This is a genomic window from Sediminibacterium sp. KACHI17, assembly GCF_040362915.1.
Taxonomy (GTDB): Bacteria; Bacteroidota; Bacteroidia; order Chitinophagales; family Chitinophagaceae; genus Sediminibacterium.
The window spans coordinates 1,190,567-1,208,022 of sequence record NZ_AP029612.1 but is presented as its reverse complement, the minus strand read 5'-3'; the positions used below and the strand labels follow the sequence as shown (position 1 = coordinate 1,208,022).

Below are 17,456 nucleotides of genomic sequence, written 5' to 3'. Positions count from 1 at the left end.
ATCACTAACAGAAGCAAAATACTTGAAATATACTAAAATCTAGTTTGCTCAATTTTTTGAGAATTTTCTATTTATTTAAGTGCTTTCTTACTGCCTCTTTAAAAATGCGAATGTGATTTCTTAACTGATTTTTAATTTTAGGCTCATTCATAAGCATACTAGCTCTTGTTACATAAGTTAGATAATTCGAGCTAGGTATATCTTTATTTTTTTTATGAGTGTATTCAAAATATCCTCTTTCATTTTCTCTTAAGAATGCATATCTTCTTCGAGATTTAGTTTTTCTTAAATCATACTGAGTGTATAATTTATATAATTGTCTTTTTCTTATAAATAAAGGCTCATCTGGATTTCTTTCAGCAAACTTTTTTGCATGTTTGCTTTTTATTTTGACAGCAGATATCATTCTGCGATAAAATTTTGCTAAGTTTCCAGATTTAATTAATGTTTGATAACCGTAAAATTCGAATCCCAGAAACGTTAAAGGAATATTTTCTTTTACAGTAGTTTCCAAAATTTGGAAACTTTTTATTGTTTCACCCAGTTTAGGGTGATTAACTTTTTTAAATAGGAATTTTTCGGTTTTTTCTTCACTCATTATAACCTTAGAGTTTTTAATCTCTTTAGTCATGAAGTTATAAATATCGTCTAAGTATTCTTTTTTTACTACAACAATCATATCATCTGAATATCTTCTATAGTATCCTTTTAACTTATGAACTACATAGTCTACTACTTTAATATCAAAATCATATAAATAAATGTTGGCAAGCACAGAACTGATAGGTAATCCTTGAGGTATCCCTATCGGGATATTTGTAATCTTATCTCTAAACGGGTACCTATATAGTCTGATTTTCTTTGCTTTTAGGTAGTCTCGAAATTCTTTAGGTGTTTGAAAAAATGCAAGCACGCCTTTTTTCCTGCACTCAGCTAATTTTTTTTCATCAAAGGAGACTTTACTTTTCGTTCGGTCCGTAGCTAACTTAAAATCCTCTAACTGAACATAGCTAAAAGTTGTAACAGCTTTATATACTTTATAATGATCTTCAGGTAATTTTTCATCATCCTTGATTTCTAAAATTTTTTTCCATTGGTTTAATAGGAAGTCATGATTTATTGAGTTAAAAAAACTTTGTATATCAAATTTTAAGACAACGGTCTCTTCTTGATATGTGCGTTGTGAGATCTCCAGAAAGGCTTCTTTTGCAAAATGTATTGTGCCTTTATTTTTTGGTGGATTGTCAGGGTCAGGGATTTTTCTATATGCTATAATTGAATCTGAAAGATTCTTGTCTAGGTCTAATTTGTTCTTATATTCTTCATATAAGAGTTGTCCATAGTAGGAAAAGATTAAAGAGTCTACATGAGTTGCATAATGAAGCGGTCTAGGTTTTCCAATTCTTTCATATCTACCTGTTTTCTTATTTACCTTCTTATGTGATCGATTTCCTGAAAAATCTATTTTTTTATAGCGAGGTTCATAAATAACTGAATGAAGCAGTGGAAAAAATGAATGTCTTTTTACATAATCTTCATTTGTAATTCTCGAGATAAAAAAGCGGCCATGTTTAGAAACATTTAGTTTATTAGTTAAGTGGCGATAGCCTTTACTTTTTAACCATAAAGAAGGGGCAATTCTTTTCTTCATAAACAGTGCTCTGAAGATTTGCTTAGCGTAAAAAAGATTGACCTTCAATAGACATAACACTCAAAATGAGTTGTGACCGGTACCCACATTTTTTATTACATGAGTCACGCATTTTTTCAATTTAAGATATTTATCAACTAAACACATATTTATGATATTACTACCACGCATATTGTCAAGAATAATAACTATCTTTACAAGTGTACCGTACTTTAGGCACTGGCTCTTGCTCCACCCAGCAATGTTATCACTAACATGCATAGTTGGGCTAGTAACCGAGGCTTTGAGCTTAGGTTCACGATGTAATCATTAACCTGTATGACATATTTTTCAATAGCTATACAGTAGTCTTCATGTAGAAGATTTTGGTCAACACCAGTTGTCTATTTATCTCTCGCATTTCTTCAGAGCATTATAAAATTAATACTATTTTAGATATAAATAGTATTAATAATGCGAAAACCCAAATACAAAATTGGAGATATAGTTTCATTAATAACACATCCTTATACTGAGGATATATTATCATTTAAGTTAAGTGGTGATCCTCAATTTCTTCCGCCTCTTTTGATAATAGTGGAAATCATACTTACATATGATGAGGCTGAAAAAGATAATCATGAAAGTTTATACGTTAGTAAAATACAGTATAAGTGTTTATGGTATTCGAGTAAATCTCATGAATTTGAAGAAACATGGTTGTTTGAACATAATTTGAAGTTAATTATTTCAAAAAGCAGTAGTTTACGCAAAACAGATTTTGAATTAAAGGAACGAGGTACTACTCCAACTCTAGGAGCGCTGAAAACTCACGAAATCGAATTAGGTAAAATTAAGGTTACATATTCATTAAGTGAAAATGCAATAGAAGTAAATTCCAATAGTAACACCACCTCGAATTCTTTACTCACCTACTTAAGCCCTTTATTGAACATACTCGAAATTCTGAGTCGAAAGGAATTTGATTCTAAGGAAAATTATTTTTATAAGAATACGAGTTATCGACGAAGATTTATGCCTGATTATTTCGTTAAATGCAAATGGTTTAATCCAGGGTCAAATAAGTTTTCAGAGAAAGTATTTCCTATTGATGCTTTAGTTTTATTAAAAGGAGTAAGAATAGCTTTACTAAACAAAATCAACACTGCTATCACTAATGAAAAGATACTTTTTGTTAAGTCAAAGAGTATTAATAAAACACGAATAATAATTCCACAATCCTTGATTAATCGAAATGGAGCTTATTTACTGAAAGGTTATGATGCTATCGAAAATAGAAGCACCGAACATAATTTACTCGATATCAAAATTGTACTTAAGGATAGTTTTATTAGCGAAATTGCGCCAACTTTTAATTATATCAAATTGGGCTCCTTGAGGGAATCGATTATTTCGGAGTATATCGATATAATAAAGAAGGCGAGGAAGAATAGATATTTCATTCGGATAAAATATAAAAATCTTAATGATAAAGTGTCATTAAGAACTCTGAGTAATTTGAAAATTACAAAAGTAGTGTCAAGTACAGATGGAACTATACATTATTTAAAGGCCTACTGTAATTCACGAAAAGACGAGCGAATTTTCAAATTAATAAACATACAACGAATCGAGGTCCTTGATTTAAAATATTAGTATAATAGATTGCCCGATTATTACATACTTTTTAGTTTTGTTAAAATAGTTTGGGTACTAGAAATATAATAACTAGAATAAACGAAATTAAGGAGCATGAGATTTTCATGATAAATAATACCCAAGAAATCAAGGGTATATATTTTGGATAATCTGGGTAATTAACATCGCTTATTTTTTTAGTCTCAACCTCTTTATTGTATTTGTTTTTTTTTCTCGTATAAAAATGTAATATTGAAAAGGTTCTAAAAATATAATGTGCAAGATCAAGTACTATAAATATCACAATTAAAATTAGTGGCCAATTCAATTCTTTGGGTATAAAAGGACCGGCATTCGATTCAAGATTCCTAAAAATTAATAATATTCCTAGAACCGCGAATACAAGATTACGCGATATCTTACTTACTTCTGAACTTGCTTCATAAAAGTCAGATTGATATTTCAGAATATTATTTTCTATTTCATTATTTCTTTCCTCCTGGCCAAGGTCATTTTGATTATTCATGGTGATAGCGTTGTAAGAGCTAGTTAGTTAAATATCTATATTCCTTGTCTTATTTTTTTGCGCCACTTCCTCGACCTAAAGTTTTTGGACCACTTCCACTACCAATACCTTTTCGAATTAATTTTTTTGCTGCTTTTTTTGGTGCTGCTTTTTTTGCTGCTTTTTTTGCTGCTGCTTTTTTCGCCGCTTTCATATTTTTTTTTCTAATCTATGATTTTTTTATTTCTTTTCAAAACTTATTATTCGCGCTTCAACAATGTTTCAATGAGTATTTCAAACCTGATTCAAATATCAGATTATCAATCAGTTATATTTTTTTACGAGTCCCGTCCGGTCCGCAGAAAGTCTCAGCTATCAGCTGGGACTTTTTTTATGGCATACTATGTTTACATCATACAGAGTTTGAGTGACAATAGTTTTTATAAGGGGTTTACAGAATCTCCTTTACAAAGACTTGCGCAGCATAACAATAAAGAGTCAAATTTTACATCGAAAAAGACACCGTGGAAGCTAGTTTATGTTGAGGAACTTGTATCTGAGAAAGAGGCTTTAATACGGGAGAAAAACTTAAAAAAAGCTATGGTTGAAAGGATAGAGTCATTGATTATGCATCCTAAAAACATAATAAATCACTTTCAATAAAAGAATGCCGCCCTGTCATCCCCACAGCAGTGTGGGGACGGGTTCGCCTCACAGTACAGTGGGGGCGTCCGCAGAAAGTCTCAGCTATCAGCTGGGACTTTTTTGTTTCTATTACTTCCTGCATCTAGATTTCGGGGATATAATTCGTAACTTATTCCCAAATCCCTGTTATGCATTCCACCCTAACTGCAACCAAATGGAGAATATCATCCATTGATATCCTTCGAGGATTGGTCATGATCATCATGGCACTGGATCATGTGAGAGACTTCTTTCACATTTCTGCCATGACAGAAGACCCTACCAATCCGGCTACTACCACACCCATTTTATTTTTCACCCGTTGGATCACACATTACTGTGCACCGGTATTTGTTTTTTTATCAGGTACCTCTGCATTTCTTTCCGGACAAAAAAAGACCAAAAAAGAATTATCTGCTTTTCTTTTAAAACGAGGTCTTTTTCTGATCGTTCTTGAAATTGTCGTGATCAATTTTTTGATCGTATTTGATCCTTTGTATCGATTCATTGGTCTACAAGTGATCTGGGCAATCGGAGTTTCCATGGTATTACTTTCATTGCTGATCTATTTACCGATACGTGTTTTATTTATCATTGGCATTGCTATGGTTGTTGGACATAATATGCTGGATGGGTTTAACTATCGTAATATGGAAGACATTCCATTATGGTACGCTTTCCTGCATCAACAACTATTCACGACTTATGGGGAAGGAAGATTCTTTGCTGTATTGTATCCATTGATCCCCTGGCCGGGTATTATGCTATTGGGTTATTGTATGGGTACCTGGTTCGTGAAAGAATTTGATCCGGTAAAACGAAAGCGGTTATTGTTAGGGTGGGGAAGTGCTGCGGTGATCGCCTTCTTCTTTTTACGTTGGCTGAATGTATATGGGGATCTGGTTCCATGGACCACACAAAAAGATACCACTACTACCATTCTTTCTTTTTTTAATGTGACCAAGTATCCGCCATCATTGTTGTATTGCTGCATGACACTCGGCCCTGCATTACTGGCATTGATTTGGCTGGAAAAAGTTAAAGGCAAATGGTCTGAAATAGTAATGGTCTATGGTCGTGTGCCCATGTTTTATTACATACTGCATTTCTTCCTGATCCATATGCTTTGCGTGGTGGCATTCTTTGCAACAGGCAGACCCTTGAGTGATGCAGCTAGCGGCAACTTTGCTTTCCGTCCGAATGATTTTGGATTTTCTTTGCCGGTCGTATATGTTGTCTGGATAGGTGTGATCGCGATCTTATATCCTATTTGTAAGTGGTACAATCATTATAAGAGTACGCATAGCCAGTGGTGGTTGGCGTATTTGTGAATGGTGAATTGTGAATTGTGAATGGTCAATTTCTATTCACAATTCACCATTGACCATTCACTACTCACTACTTCAGTAAGCCCTTGATTTCATTCAATTTCATCAATGCTTCCACAGGCGTCAAGCGATTGATATCGATATCATTGAGCATCTTACGGATATCATCAAAAGTTTGTGAGTGTGCATCGAAGATGGACAGTTGCATTTTAGGACCACTGATCTCTTTGATGTTTTTCTCCAGCCGTTCTTTTTTGGAAATGTTTTCAGTAGCACTTTCATCCACATGTTTTTCTTCCAGTTGTGCCAGGATCTCATTCGCTCTTTGAATGAGTTCAGGCGGCATGCCTGCCATCTTTGCTACATGAATACCAAAACTATGGGTACTTCCTCCTGCAGCGAGTTTGCGGAGGAAGATGATCTTATTACCTACTTCTTTATTCGTGACATGAAAATTCTTCACACGCGGAAGTTTTTCCTCTAATTCATTCAATTCATGGTAATGCGTTGCAAACAATGTTTTGGGAGCATGTTTGGATGCATGTAAATACTCAACAATACTCCACGCAATAGAGATGCCATCATAGGTGGAAGTTCCTCTTCCGATTTCATCCAACAAGACGAGACTACGGGTTGAAATATTATTGATGATACTCGCCGTTTCATTCATTTCAACCATGAATGTTGATTCACCTCCACTCAAATTATCACTCGCACCTACACGTGTAAATATTTTATCTGTCAAAGGTATTTTAGCCGATGATGCAGGCACGAAGCTACCCATATGTGCCATCAAAGTGATGAGTGCTGTTTGTCTGAGAATTGCACTTTTACCGCTCATGTTTGGACCCGTGAGGATGATGATTTGTTGTGATGCTGGGTCTAACAGAATATCATTCGCAATATAATTTTCACCCGGAGGCAGGTTCCGTTCGATCACCGGATGACGGCTGTCTTTTAGGTCCAGTGCATGTCCTTCATGCACTTCTGGTTTTTTATACTGATATTGTAATGCGTTTTCTGCAAAGCAAGTCAGGCAGTCGATTTGCGCGAGTAGCTGCGCATTGATCTGAATAGCGGCAATATGCGGTTGGAGTGATTGTAGCAATTGATCATACAGTTCTAACTCGATCGCTAATATCTTATCCTCAGCTCCTGTGATCTTCTCTTCATACTCTTTTAACTCCGGCGTAATGTACCTTTCTGCATTCGCAAGGGTTTGCTTGCGTATCCAATCTGCAGGTACTTTGTTTTTATGTGAATTGGTTACTTCAAGGTAGTAACCAAATACATTATTGAAACTGATCTTTAAAGAACTAATGCCGGTCTTCTCGGCTTCTCTTTGCTGAATATTGATCAGGTATTCTTTTCCTCCAGTTGCAATATTTCTAAGTGTATCTAATTCAGCATGTATACCTGCACGAAATACTTCTCCTTTATTAGCGGCGACCGGCGGATTATCAGTCAGTGATTGTGTAATTCTTTCAACCAGATCTGAGCAAGGATTCATCGCCATACCTGCATCTTTCAATAGTTGATCGGTTGCGGTAAGACAAAAATCTTTGATGTTGTTTACTTGTTCCAATCCGCGAGCCAATTGTAATACCTCTCTCGGATTGATTTTTTTGGAGGGTATTTTACTCACTAATCTTTCCAGATCACCACAAGATTTAATGGCTTGGATCAATTGTTTTCTGGCTTCTGTATGTAGTAGGAGATACTCTACCGTATTCAATCTTTCATGGATCTTTTGCTGATTCTTGAGCGGGAAGATCATCCAGCGGCGTAACAATCGGGCACCCATCGGACTTACGGTATTGTCCATCACTTTTAATAAGTGATGTCCCTGTTCTGTTCCAGTACCAATAAGTTCAAGATTACGGATGGTGAAACGATCCATCCAAAGAAAATCTTCTTGTTCAATTCTTTGTAAGGAACTGATATGTTGAATATTCGGATGCTCTGTTTCTTTCAGATAATATAAAATAGCTCCCGCTGCTACCAATCCTTTTGATAAGTGCTCAACACCAAATCCTTTCAGCGTATGTGTTTGAAAATGTTTGAGCAGGCTTTCGGTGGCAAAAGCTTCATCAAAGATCCAGCTCTCCATGGTATAGGTATAGAACCTGTTGCCATGACTTTCTTTGAATGTTTTCTGGTATTGTCTTTGGAAAATAACTTCTGCAGGTTTTAAACCTTGTAAAAGGTTGTCGATGTATTCTGTATTTCCTTCTGCGATCAAAAACTCGCCTGTAGAAATATCTAAAAAGGCAACTCCACAATCTGTTTCAGTGAAATGAACTGCAGCGAGAAAATTATTACTGCCTTGTTCTAATAGTTTGTCATTCGTAGCAACACCGGGTGTCACCATTTCAGTGACTCCTCTTTTGACGATGCCTTTAACGGTCTTGGGATCTTCCAATTGATCACAAACGGCTACACGGTGTCCCGCTTTCACTAATTTATGCAAATAGGTATCCAGTGCATGATGCGGAAAACCGGCTAATTCGCTGGATGCCGCTGCGCCGTTATTTCTTTTGGTTAGCGTAATGCCTAAAACACGTGAAGCAATGATGGCGTCTTCTCCAAAAGTTTCATAAAAATCACCTACTCGAAAAAGTAAAACAGCATCCGGGTATTTCTGCTTAATTGCCCGATGTTGCTGCATTAAAGGAGTATCTGCAGATGATTTAGCCATAGGGGCAAATATAGAATTTGATCATGAGTTAATGTACGTGTGGCATTCTATGTGGAAAATATTAAAGGCCTTCTTGCTGAGCAAAAAGGCCTTTAATATTGATGGTTGTAGCTTACGATTAATTCCTTGGTCTTGGCATAGGCTTACGTGGAAGCTTAGCATCGCGTTGAGCGGTGTTGTAAGTAAATGCCGCTACAATGGTTGCAATTTGCTTTAGGTCATCTGCTATCAGGTGATCGTATACATCCATATTGCTGTGATGGGTGCGGGTATCATATTCAATAGGGTCCTGGATGAACTGGAATCCAGGTAATCCTACTGCATCAAAAGCCTGGTGGTCTGTACCTCCGGTATTGCTGATGGTAACAGTGGTAGCACCCAGGTCTTTGAATGGCTCCAGCCATGCACTGAAAATATCTTTGCAGTCGGCATTGCCCTGGAGATAGATACCACGGATCTTTCCGGTACCATTGTCGATATTATAATAAGCAGAGAATTTTTCATGTTGTGGAAGTGGTTGCATTGTGGCAGGATCTGCAAAGGTTTTCTTCACATAACCTCTAGAGCCTAATAATCCTTGCTCTTCACCACTCCATAGTCCGATGCGAATGGTTCTGCGTGGCTGAACACCCAATGCTTTTAAGATACGCATGGCCTCCATCATAACTGCTGAACCAGAAGCATTATCAGTAGCACCGGTACCTGCCTGCCATGAATCTAAGTGAGCGCCGATCATTACGATCTCGTCTTTCAGTTGCGGATCAGTACCTGGAATTTCTGCGATCACATTATATCCTTGTAGGTCTTTGGTCTGGAATTTTGTTTTTACATCCACATCCATTTTTACGGGTGTACCTGATTTTGCTAAACGCAGTATGGTATTGTAATCTTCAATACCCAATGCCATGTCTAAAAAGTTTTCAGGATCTGTTCCTTTATATGCACCACCCCCTTGGGCAAAGATGGTTCCGTCATGGTTGCGGGCACCGGTTGTGATCATGGCAATGGCACCTTCGCTTTTTGCCATGGCTTTTAACAGGTTCAAAGCACGCTGACTATTTTGACGTGCTGCCATTTGCTCGCGGAAGATGCGCATCTGAGCGGTATCTCCACCTTGAGGAGCACCACCACGGCCACCCGCACCCGCAGGCGTTGCTGCAGCCATTTTCGCCAGTTCTTCGTCGGTATAACGAACAGCGTCTGCTTTGAAACTATGTTTATAATCCACTAATTGATCAGGGATGATGATCTTGTTCTTTAATTGTCCGCGATAAGCTTCAAGGGAAGCAGAGTCTTTCAATTGGATCACTAAAACCTCTCCATTTTTTAATCCGCGTGTACCGGCAGTCCATGTTTTTGGCCATGCCATGATTGGTTTATAATAAGGAGCTGTCATGGCAACATAGGATTTTTCCAGTTCCCATCCTTTTCCAAACTCACCCCATGCGTCTAATCTTGCATCCGAGATACCCCAACTGGTCAATGCTTCTTTTGCATAATTAGCGGCACGCATATAACCTTCAGAATTGGTAAGACGATTCCCGCTTTTATCAGTCAGGTTGAATGCAATATCCATCACTTGAGAGCGCTTCAATCCCTCTTCGCGTATTTTCTGCATCATTGAAAGATCTACTTTCTCCTGTGCCAAAGCAGCCACAGGTAAACTCAAGGCCAAAAGCCAGGCATAGCGTGTTGTTTTTTTCATAATGGTTGGTTTTAGGTTGGCATATAGCTGATAGTTCATGGTATATAGAAGGATTTATATTACTATAAGCCATGAACTATAGGCAAAGCACTACCTCCTAAATTACTTAATCTCAAAGAATCTTCCCCCCACATTATTTAAATGGTTGAGTTTACCTTTGTGGCATGCGAAAATTGAGCATGGATGAACTTGGGCGCAAATCAGTATCTGATTTTAAGGAAGCTGATAAGCACAGACTAATGCTGGTATTGGATAATATCCGGAGTATGCATAATGTGGGTAGTGTGTTTAGATCTGCCGATGCATTTCTGGTGGAAGGAATCTGTCTTTGTGGATATACGCCACAGCCACCCCATCGTGATATTCATAAAACCGCATTGGGCGCAACCGAGACTGTTGATTGGATGTATTTTTCAACAACACTTGAAGCAGTTCAGCAATTAAAACAAAAAGGGTATAAAATATTTGCGCTGGAACAAGCAGAAGGAAGTATTTCTCTGGAGCAATTCCATGCATCCCAACATTTGCCTGCAGCTATTGTTTTAGGGAATGAAGTAGAAGGAGTGGATGCAGAAGTAATAAAATATTGCGATGGATGTATCGAGATACCGCAATTTGGGATGAAACATTCGCTCAATGTATCAGTTGCAACAGGTATTGTTTTGTGGGAAGCAGTGAGAGGGATGATCTGAGGTGGCTTATGGCGTATGGGCCATGGCGTATAGCAAGAACTTTTTCCGTAAGTCATGAACCACCAGCCATGAACCATCAGCTATTACCTTCTTACTTCTAACCTGCAACTTCCTTGTACCTTGTCTCTTAAATCTTAATACTTTAAATCACAAATATGGCCGGCATAAAGAATTACCTGAGTCTTGTCAAATTTTCGCACACCATTTTTGCGATGCCTTTTGCCATGATCGGGTTGTTTTTAGGAGTGACATATGGCGAACCCGTTTATGATAGCTACTTACAAAATCAGTTATATGGTTATCTGCATCCTTTTGCAGTGACAGCCCTTTTGGTGGTCATTTGCATGGTCACAGCCAGAAGCGCTGCCATGGCTTTCAACCGATATCTCGATCGAGCATTTGATGCAAAGAATCCACGCACCGCTATTCGTGAAATACCCAAAGGCATCATATCTCCGGAAAGTGCCTTGCGTTTTGTGATACTCAATAGTGTTTTATTTGTACTCTCTACCTGGTTCATCAACCCACTTTGTTTTTATCTATCACCGGTTGCTTTATTTGTGATCCTTTTTTATAGCTATACCAAACGCTTCACCATGTTATGCCACCTGGTGCTGGGATTGGGCTTGTCACTCGCGCCTATTGGTGCATATCTCGCTGTAACGGGTGTATTTGATTGGCTACCAATTTTATTTTCTCTGTCAGTGATCTTCTGGGTCAGTGGCTTTGATATTATTTATGCGATGCAGGATGTTGATTTTGATCAATCACAAAAATTACATTCGATACCTGCATCCTTAGGGAAGGAAAGGGCATTGCAGTTATCGACAGTCCTACATTTATTGAGCGCTGCATGTATCATAACAGCCGGAGTATACGGTGATTTTCATTGGTTATATTGGATAGGAACGGTCGTTTTTTGTGGGATGCTGATCTATCAACACTCCATCGTAAAACCACATGATCTTAGTCGCGTTAATATCGCTTTCATGACCGCCAATGGTATTGCCAGCGTAGTATTCGGTGTCTTGGTGATCGTGGCGATGTTGTTGTAGCTGTTAGCTTATTGCTTATAGGTGATGGCAAATAGTGATAACTTTTTGTTGCTATTCGCTATTAACTATAGGCCATTAGCTAATTCCTTAATTTCGCGTCTCAACTCCGGCTCACATTACCCGGAATCATCAAGTTCATGGCAAGAATTCTTTGTATCGATTATGGTGGAAAAAGAACGGGGCTGGCGGTCACCGATCCTTTGCAAATTATTGCCAGTGCTTTGACGACCATCGAGACCAAAGCATTATTTCCTTTTTTGAAAAAATACATACAAACGGAGGCGGTTGAATTGATACTCATCGGAGAACCGCTCGGACTAGATGATCGACCAACACATGCCACTCCTTTGGTAAAGGCAGCTATTCAGCGACTTAGAAAAGAATTCCCCCAAATACCTGTTGAAACGGTAGATGAAAGATATACCTCTAAAATGGCCAGCAGAGCTATGATCGACATGGGGATGAAGAAAAAAGACCGACAAATCAAAGGCAATATCGATCAGATAGCTGCTACAATTATGTTGCAGGAGTATTTGGAGAGACAGGCGTGAATTGTCAATGTGAATTATTGATCATTCACAATTCACAATTGACTTCTTTTCACTTTTCCTTACACCTCATCATTTGCTGGTTGCCTAAATTCGGGGTATTTTCGCCGATTAATAATACTGAATAGTCAATGATACTTCCAATTGTAGCCTATGGGGCTCAGGTTTTAAGGAAAAAAGGAGTGGTAATCAATGCTGATTACCCTGGCTTAGAGAAACTGATCGCAGATATGTGGGAGACCATGTATGCAAGTAATGGTGTTGGATTGGCAGCTCCGCAGATCAATAAGGATATCCGTTTGTTTGTGGTAGATAGCACACAAATATTTGAGCACATGGAAGCAGAGGACAAGGGTAAGTATCCTGATGAGCCGGGCATTAAAAAAGTATTCATCAACGCACAGATCCGTTCATTGGGCGGTGAAGAATGGCCTTATAATGAAGGATGTTTGAGTATTCCCAATATTCGGGAAGATGTGATGCGAAAAGAAGAAGTTGAACTGGAATACATGGATGAAAATTTCAAGTTGCACGTAGAGACTTTCAAAGGGATCACCGCTAGGGTCATTTTACATGAGTATGATCATATTGAAGGCAAGCTTTTTATTGATTACCTGAAACCTCTTCGACGTAAAATGCTGCAGGGTAAATTGAATGATATCAGCAAGGGTAAGTCTCGTGTTGATTATAAAATGATCGTACTAAAATGAGACCATTACTCGGCCTGCTTCTGTTCTTTTTGGGTGCTGCAACAGTACAAGCTCAGGATACTACTGTGCGGATCGATAATCAATCCTTTACATTGGCTGAAGTAGTGGTGAGAAATAACTTTGACTATAGAAGATTATTAAATCAGATCAAAGAAGACACTACTTTTTATAAAGCATTTCGCAACCTTCGGATACTAGGATTTACTTCTTACAATGATATCAAAATGCTGAATCGAAAAGGTGGGGTAGAAGCATCTTTATACAGCAAGACCAGACAAAACAGAGCAAATGGTTGCAGAACCATGGATGTATTAGAAGAAAAGACAACGGGCGATTTTTATGATCGTAAGGGTGAGTATAATTATGAAACTCCTGAATTGTATGCTGGTTTGTTCTTTACAAAGGGTACTGTTTGTGGAGAAGATAATATTGTAAAAGGGAGAACCAGAAATGTCAGTAACAAAAAGGGAATGGAAAAACATAAGGAACAATTAAAAATGTTGTTCTTTAATCCCGGTAAGAAAATACCGGGTATTCCTTTGATCGGTAATAAGCTGGATCTATACGATGATGATGCGCATAAGCTGTATGATTATCGCTTGGATCTTGAAGAATATAAAGGTCAATTATGTTATGTGTTCTCTATCACACCTAAAGAAAATCTTGGTTTCTTAAAAAATGATCGGGTAGTAGTTGATCAAATGACCACCTGGTTTGATCAGAAAACTTTGGAAGTGATGGGTAGAAATTATTCACTCAGTTACAAAGCACTGGTGTATGATTTCGATGTTCAGATGGAAGTAGAAATGGGGAAATTCCAAGGACTGACCGTTCCTAAAATACTTCGTTATAAAGGCAACTGGGATGTTGCTTTCAAGAAAAGAGAAAGAGCAGTATTCACTGCTACTTTATTTGACTTTAAAAAATAAGGACTGTTTGATACAGTCTTTATTTTTTGATATTGATAGATGTCTGCTATTATAAACCCTCAATAACGCTCAGTATATCAGCCAGACTCTTTTTCTGTGGTTCGATTTTATACGTATTCATTGTACCTACATCATTGATCTCTCTGATGCCTAAGTAAAGATCTGTACCGATTCTGGAGAATGAAAGTATTTTAATTTTAGCCCCTCTGGGTATCTGCGGAGCTGTAAATGCTTTTGATCGTGCATCGGGCGTTAAGTTCACTACAATTTTTTGATTCGCAAAAACTGCATACAATACCGTATTCTTATTGGTGAAATTTTGTGGCAAGTAAGCAAAAATACTGGTATGTGCCTGGGTGCTATCAATATATCTGTGCGCACCGATCCATCTTAATTGATTTGTAGACAGTTCATATCCTTTCAATAATGCATTGGTAGCTGAATCTGTTTTTTGCCAGGTTTTGATCCAGGTGGTATCTGTATGTCTTACCCAAGTGTGTGCAGTGTCAATGCCATTCGAAATAAATGGAATGGTTTCTCGAGCATGAAACACCTGCATATTATTCTTTGGATCTTCTGAGTCACGGAATCTGATTGTGATCGAAGCATTCGGTGCAAGTTTTAGTTCTTGTCCATTTCTCGAAATACGAATAAAAAAGCCTCCTGCTGTTTCCAATAAATATCTGCCTGCTGTAGTGGGTTTAAAGAATTTAATGAAATCACCTCTCTTCTTCAATCGGAAAAATTCAATTTTCACTTTACCGGTAACCAGTGCTCCGCTATTGTCAGTACAAGCAGCGGCGGGAATCATCAATTCCATGTCATCTTTAAATGTAAGTGTATCACCAGTGGTGCAATCGAAAGAATCAATGATCAGATCAGGAAAAAATTGTTTGGCCAATTGATGAATAGGTGCAGTACTTGGCGTAGTAGCAGTCCACACGGTATCATTTCTCGGATCACCTGTATACACAGTGAAATTATCTGATAATTCTTTCTGACATGACGTCAAAAAGAAGATCAGGATCGTTCCAAGGATGATTATATTTTTTTTCATACTAATAAATCTTATATACAGTTAGATACTGTTTTATACTTTTTTGTTGCCTGATCATTTTCTATTTAAGTTATAACGCAATCCGATCGATAATCCTCCTAAACTGAATCTTTGTTTGAAAGAGGACTGCTCATTGGTTATACCTGATAGATTATATCTGAAATAAGGTTCAAAGAATAATTGTGTATCTTCTCCTAATCTCTTTAATACACTAAAGCCTCCATACAATCCTAGTCCGATATTATTTTTATAGATACTGTTACTGCCTTTGCTGATGGGCACTGCAGACATACTACTATCCAGAATAACACCTTTATACCAGGAAGAGATATTAAAGATTACGCCAGCATTAACACCAAACTGTAGATCGTCATTTCCGAACTGATAACCCAACGTAACCGGGATATCAAAACTGCGGTAACGATTACGAATGGTATTGTTTTTAAAACCCGTTTGTTGAACAGTGCTGGTGTCAGCTATTCTGAGTGTATCGCCGGGTCCGCGAATGATCGTTCTAACAGAAATAACCGTGGTAGTTCTTACTTCGTTCTCCGTTCTGTAAGTGAATTTTTCATTGATCTGAGTGTATTGTAAACCTGCTTTCACTAAAAAGTTATCTGTGATCGGTTTGATGATCCTTACACCGGCAGAATATCCTAAACGCATAGATTCACTGCTGTCTTTCCTTTGTAAATATTGCGGAGTTGCAGATACATTTTCAATCGATTTGAATGCTAGTTCCGGAGCGGCATATACTTCAACAAACCAATCTGTATTACCTCCTTTGGAAGGTGGACATACGATCACGTTCTTGAATTTTTTTGCGTAAGCAGAACTGATCTGGTCTTTTTGTAGACCAGTAAGTGTATGGTTGAATCTGCTGAGTGAGATAATATTACCTTCCTCAAGTTTGCTGTTAAAAGTCAATGGGATATCGAAGGATATTTGTTCGTTGTCTTGATCGCTTTCAGTTGAGATAGACTGGGCAATTGTATTGTTGGATTTGAGCGACTGTTGATTGCTCTTTTTGATAAATGCAGGAGTTGCTTCAATATAATCAGGACCTATTTTTCTTTTGTTATTGGTTACGGCTACTTCATACATGCCAGCATTTGATCCCTCTGTTTTAGAAAGATCAGTTCCTTTTGTATTTTTCTCTGCTAAATTGTTGTTAGCAGTCATGGATGAAACAGGGTTAACCTTTTTGATTACTTCATCTGCTGCTGTTTCAATTGTCGTATTCTCTTTAGTCAAATCATTTGCTTGTACCGGTTGATCTTGTATTGAGTTTCTTTGAGATGTTTCTGTGTTTGTAGAAGAGTGTGGTAAAGCTTCATTTGTATGATCATCGGTAGTAACAACTGTCTGTGCCGAAGAAACAGTTGTATCCTTCGAAGAAGAAGCATTGCTGAAGATCAGGTATCCGGTTAAGGAACCTACGAACAATAACAGTGCCCATACCCAAAGAATTTTTTTGGGAAGAAGGAAGCCTCCTTTCGGATCTTTATCATCTTTAGCGGGGTTCACTTTATCCCATAACCCGGCCGGCACAGGGGCGCTATGGTCATGGAGTTTGGCCCTGATGAAATTATCAAATTGGTTATCTGTCATTTTATACAGCAATTTTTTGCAATTGTAAGATTTGTTGTTGAAGCATTTTCCTTGCTTTCACCAATTGGCTACGGCTCGTTCCTGCTTGTATATTGAGCATTTCTGCTATTTCTTCATGACTATACCCCTCGATCACATTCAGGTTGAATACTACCCTGTAACCATCCGGTAATTGATTGATGAGTTTCATCAGATCCTCTTCCCCCAAATGAGCATAAGCACCCGGATCCACCTGTGGGGCTTGTTGACTATGGTCATCAATATCCTTGAACTTCATCTTTTTTCTTTCCAAGTGCCGGATCGCGGTATTGACCACAATACGTCTGATCCAACCTTCAAATGAACCCTCAAACTTGAATTGACCGATGTACTGGAAAACCTTGATAAACGCATCCTGGATCATATCCTCTGCTTCCATGGCGTCATTGGCGTATCGTAGACATACGCTCATCATCTTGCCGGCATACTTATCAAAAAGCATGCGCTGGCAACTGTTATCCTGCCTGATACAGCCTCTAATCAGATCATGTTCTGTCACCTGCGGGGTAGTTTAGTGGGTTGACGTCACTACATAGATACCTTTTTATATTGAATTGTTGCCTGTCTTGCGGTTTCTATGGTAAAATAGGAAAATACAGGGTAAATAGGAGGTAGTGGGGTAAAATT

Annotated in this window: 15 protein-coding genes; 8 read left to right on the top strand and 7 right to left on the bottom strand. The window is 38.0% G+C overall.

Translation table 11 applies throughout. The features are described 5' to 3' along the window. Positions 1-67: 67 nt before the first annotated feature. Positions 68-1,651, bottom strand: a complete 1,584-nt coding sequence (locus tag ABXG83_RS05245) for a reverse transcriptase domain-containing protein (protein WP_353550433.1) — start codon at positions 1,649-1,651, stop codon at positions 68-70. Between the two features lie 453 nt (positions 1,652-2,104). On the opposite strand from ABXG83_RS05245, the gene ABXG83_RS05240 reads away from it, so the two are divergent. After that, a complete protein-coding gene (locus ABXG83_RS05240; RefSeq protein ID WP_353550432.1) occupies positions 2,105-3,286 on the top strand; it encodes a WYL domain-containing protein in 1,182 nt (393 codons plus the stop codon). Positions 3,287-3,843: 557 nt separating this feature from the next. On the opposite strand, the gene ABXG83_RS05235 is transcribed toward ABXG83_RS05240, so the two are convergent. Continuing rightward, complete coding sequence (locus tag ABXG83_RS05235; protein ID WP_353550431.1) at positions 3,844-3,987, bottom strand: hypothetical protein; 144 nt, start codon at positions 3,985-3,987, stop codon at positions 3,844-3,846. 17 nt (positions 3,988-4,004) lie between these two features. Here ABXG83_RS05235 and ABXG83_RS05230 point away from each other — a divergent pair, with 17 nt between their 5' ends. Both ABXG83_RS05230 and ABXG83_RS05225 read left to right on the top strand, forming a co-directional pair. Continuing rightward, positions 4,005-4,436 carry a GIY-YIG nuclease family protein gene (locus ABXG83_RS05230; protein ID WP_353550430.1) on the top strand — a complete coding sequence of 144 codons (432 nt, stop codon included), beginning with the start codon at positions 4,005-4,007 and terminating at the stop codon, positions 4,434-4,436. Between the two features lie 170 nt (positions 4,437-4,606). Beyond that, the gene (locus ABXG83_RS05225; protein ID WP_353550429.1) at positions 4,607-5,788 is read left to right on the top strand and encodes a heparan-alpha-glucosaminide N-acetyltransferase domain-containing protein; all 1,182 of its coding nucleotides are present in this window, start codon (positions 4,607-4,609) and stop codon (positions 5,786-5,788) included. Positions 5,789-5,855: 67 nt separating this feature from the next. Here ABXG83_RS05225 and mutS read toward each other — a convergent pair whose 3' ends face one another. Further along, entirely contained in the window at positions 5,856-8,483 is a 2,628-nt protein-coding gene (gene mutS, locus ABXG83_RS05220; RefSeq protein ID WP_353550428.1) for a DNA mismatch repair protein MutS, read from the bottom strand. Positions 8,484-8,601: 118 nt separating this feature from the next. Next, a complete protein-coding gene (locus ABXG83_RS05215) occupies positions 8,602-10,188 on the bottom strand; it encodes a M20/M25/M40 family metallo-hydrolase (RefSeq protein WP_353550427.1) in 1,587 nt (528 codons plus the stop codon). Between the two features lie 164 nt (positions 10,189-10,352). Between ABXG83_RS05215 and ABXG83_RS05210 the strand changes: the two genes are divergently transcribed. The 5 genes from ABXG83_RS05210 to ABXG83_RS05190 all read left to right on the top strand — a co-directional run bounded on the left by ABXG83_RS05210 (position 10,353) and on the right by ABXG83_RS05190 (position 14,122). Next, positions 10,353-10,880 carry an RNA methyltransferase gene (locus tag ABXG83_RS05210; RefSeq protein ID WP_353550426.1) on the top strand — a complete coding sequence of 176 codons (528 nt, stop codon included), beginning with the start codon at positions 10,353-10,355 and terminating at the stop codon, positions 10,878-10,880. Between the two features lie 155 nt (positions 10,881-11,035). Then, positions 11,036-11,935 (top strand): UbiA-like polyprenyltransferase, encoded by a 900-nt coding sequence (locus tag ABXG83_RS05205; protein WP_353550425.1) that lies wholly within the window; start codon positions 11,036-11,038, stop codon positions 11,933-11,935. Positions 11,936-12,072: 137 nt separating this feature from the next. Beyond that, complete coding sequence (ruvX, locus tag ABXG83_RS05200; protein ID WP_353550424.1) at positions 12,073-12,486, top strand: Holliday junction resolvase RuvX; 414 nt, start codon at positions 12,073-12,075, stop codon at positions 12,484-12,486. 128 nt (positions 12,487-12,614) lie between these two features. Further along, positions 12,615-13,193: a peptide deformylase gene (def, locus tag ABXG83_RS05195; protein ID WP_353550423.1), complete on the top strand. Its 579-nt coding sequence runs from the start codon at positions 12,615-12,617 to the stop codon at positions 13,191-13,193. Continuing rightward, positions 13,190-14,122, top strand: a complete 933-nt coding sequence (locus ABXG83_RS05190; protein WP_353550422.1) for a hypothetical protein — start codon at positions 13,190-13,192, stop codon at positions 14,120-14,122. The genes def and ABXG83_RS05190 overlap by 4 nt, the downstream gene beginning before the upstream one ends. Positions 14,123-14,171: 49 nt before the next feature. Here ABXG83_RS05190 and ABXG83_RS05185 read toward each other — a convergent pair whose 3' ends face one another. The 3 genes from ABXG83_RS05185 to ABXG83_RS05175 are packed head-to-tail and all read right to left on the bottom strand — an operon-like array spanning position 14,172 to position 17,271. After that, positions 14,172-15,179: a hypothetical protein gene (locus ABXG83_RS05185; protein ID WP_353550421.1), complete on the bottom strand. Its 1,008-nt coding sequence runs from the start codon at positions 15,177-15,179 to the stop codon at positions 14,172-14,174. A 54-nt stretch (positions 15,180-15,233) separates the two neighbouring features. Continuing rightward, positions 15,234-16,790, bottom strand: a complete 1,557-nt coding sequence (locus ABXG83_RS05180) for an outer membrane beta-barrel protein (protein WP_353550420.1) — start codon at positions 16,788-16,790, stop codon at positions 15,234-15,236. A 1-nt stretch (position 16,791) separates the two neighbouring features. After that, the gene (locus ABXG83_RS05175; protein WP_353550419.1) at positions 16,792-17,271 is read right to left on the bottom strand and encodes a sigma-70 family RNA polymerase sigma factor; all 480 of its coding nucleotides are present in this window, start codon (positions 17,269-17,271) and stop codon (positions 16,792-16,794) included. Positions 17,272-17,456 lie beyond the last annotated feature (185 nt).

Excerpts from the sequence above, each read along its gene's own strand:
- ABXG83_RS05215 (WP_353550427.1), bottom strand. The coding sequence starts at position 10,188 with ATGAAAAAAACAACACGCTATGCCTGGCTTTTGGCCTTGAGTTTACCT.
- ABXG83_RS05225 (WP_353550429.1), top strand. The coding sequence starts at position 4,607 with ATGCATTCCACCCTAACTGCAACCAAATGGAGAATATCATCCATTGAT.
- ABXG83_RS05210 (WP_353550426.1), top strand. The coding sequence starts at position 10,353 with ATGCGAAAATTGAGCATGGATGAACTTGGGCGCAAATCAGTATCTGAT.
- mutS (WP_353550428.1), bottom strand. The coding sequence starts at position 8,483 with ATGGCTAAATCATCTGCAGATACTCCTTTAATGCAGCAACATCGGGCA.
- def (WP_353550423.1), top strand. The coding sequence starts at position 12,615 with ATGATACTTCCAATTGTAGCCTATGGGGCTCAGGTTTTAAGGAAAAAA.
- ABXG83_RS05230 (WP_353550430.1), top strand. The coding sequence starts at position 4,005 with ATGATTTTTTTATTTCTTTTCAAAACTTATTATTCGCGCTTCAACAAT.
- ABXG83_RS05205 (WP_353550425.1), top strand. The coding sequence starts at position 11,036 with ATGGCCGGCATAAAGAATTACCTGAGTCTTGTCAAATTTTCGCACACC.
- ABXG83_RS05190 (WP_353550422.1), top strand. The coding sequence starts at position 13,190 with ATGAGACCATTACTCGGCCTGCTTCTGTTCTTTTTGGGTGCTGCAACA.
- ruvX (WP_353550424.1), top strand. The coding sequence starts at position 12,073 with ATGGCAAGAATTCTTTGTATCGATTATGGTGGAAAAAGAACGGGGCTG.
- ABXG83_RS05175 (WP_353550419.1), bottom strand. The coding sequence starts at position 17,271 with ATGCTTTTTGATAAGTATGCCGGCAAGATGATGAGCGTATGTCTACGA.
- ABXG83_RS05235 (WP_353550431.1), bottom strand. The coding sequence starts at position 3,987 with ATGAAAGCGGCGAAAAAAGCAGCAGCAAAAAAAGCAGCAAAAAAAGCA.
- ABXG83_RS05240 (WP_353550432.1), top strand. The coding sequence starts at position 2,105 with ATGCGAAAACCCAAATACAAAATTGGAGATATAGTTTCATTAATAACA.
- ABXG83_RS05180 (WP_353550420.1), bottom strand. The coding sequence starts at position 16,790 with ATGACAGATAACCAATTTGATAATTTCATCAGGGCCAAACTCCATGAC.
- ABXG83_RS05245 (WP_353550433.1), bottom strand. The coding sequence starts at position 1,651 with ATGAAGAAAAGAATTGCCCCTTCTTTATGGTTAAAAAGTAAAGGCTAT.
- ABXG83_RS05185 (WP_353550421.1), bottom strand. The coding sequence starts at position 15,179 with ATGAAAAAAAATATAATCATCCTTGGAACGATCCTGATCTTCTTTTTG.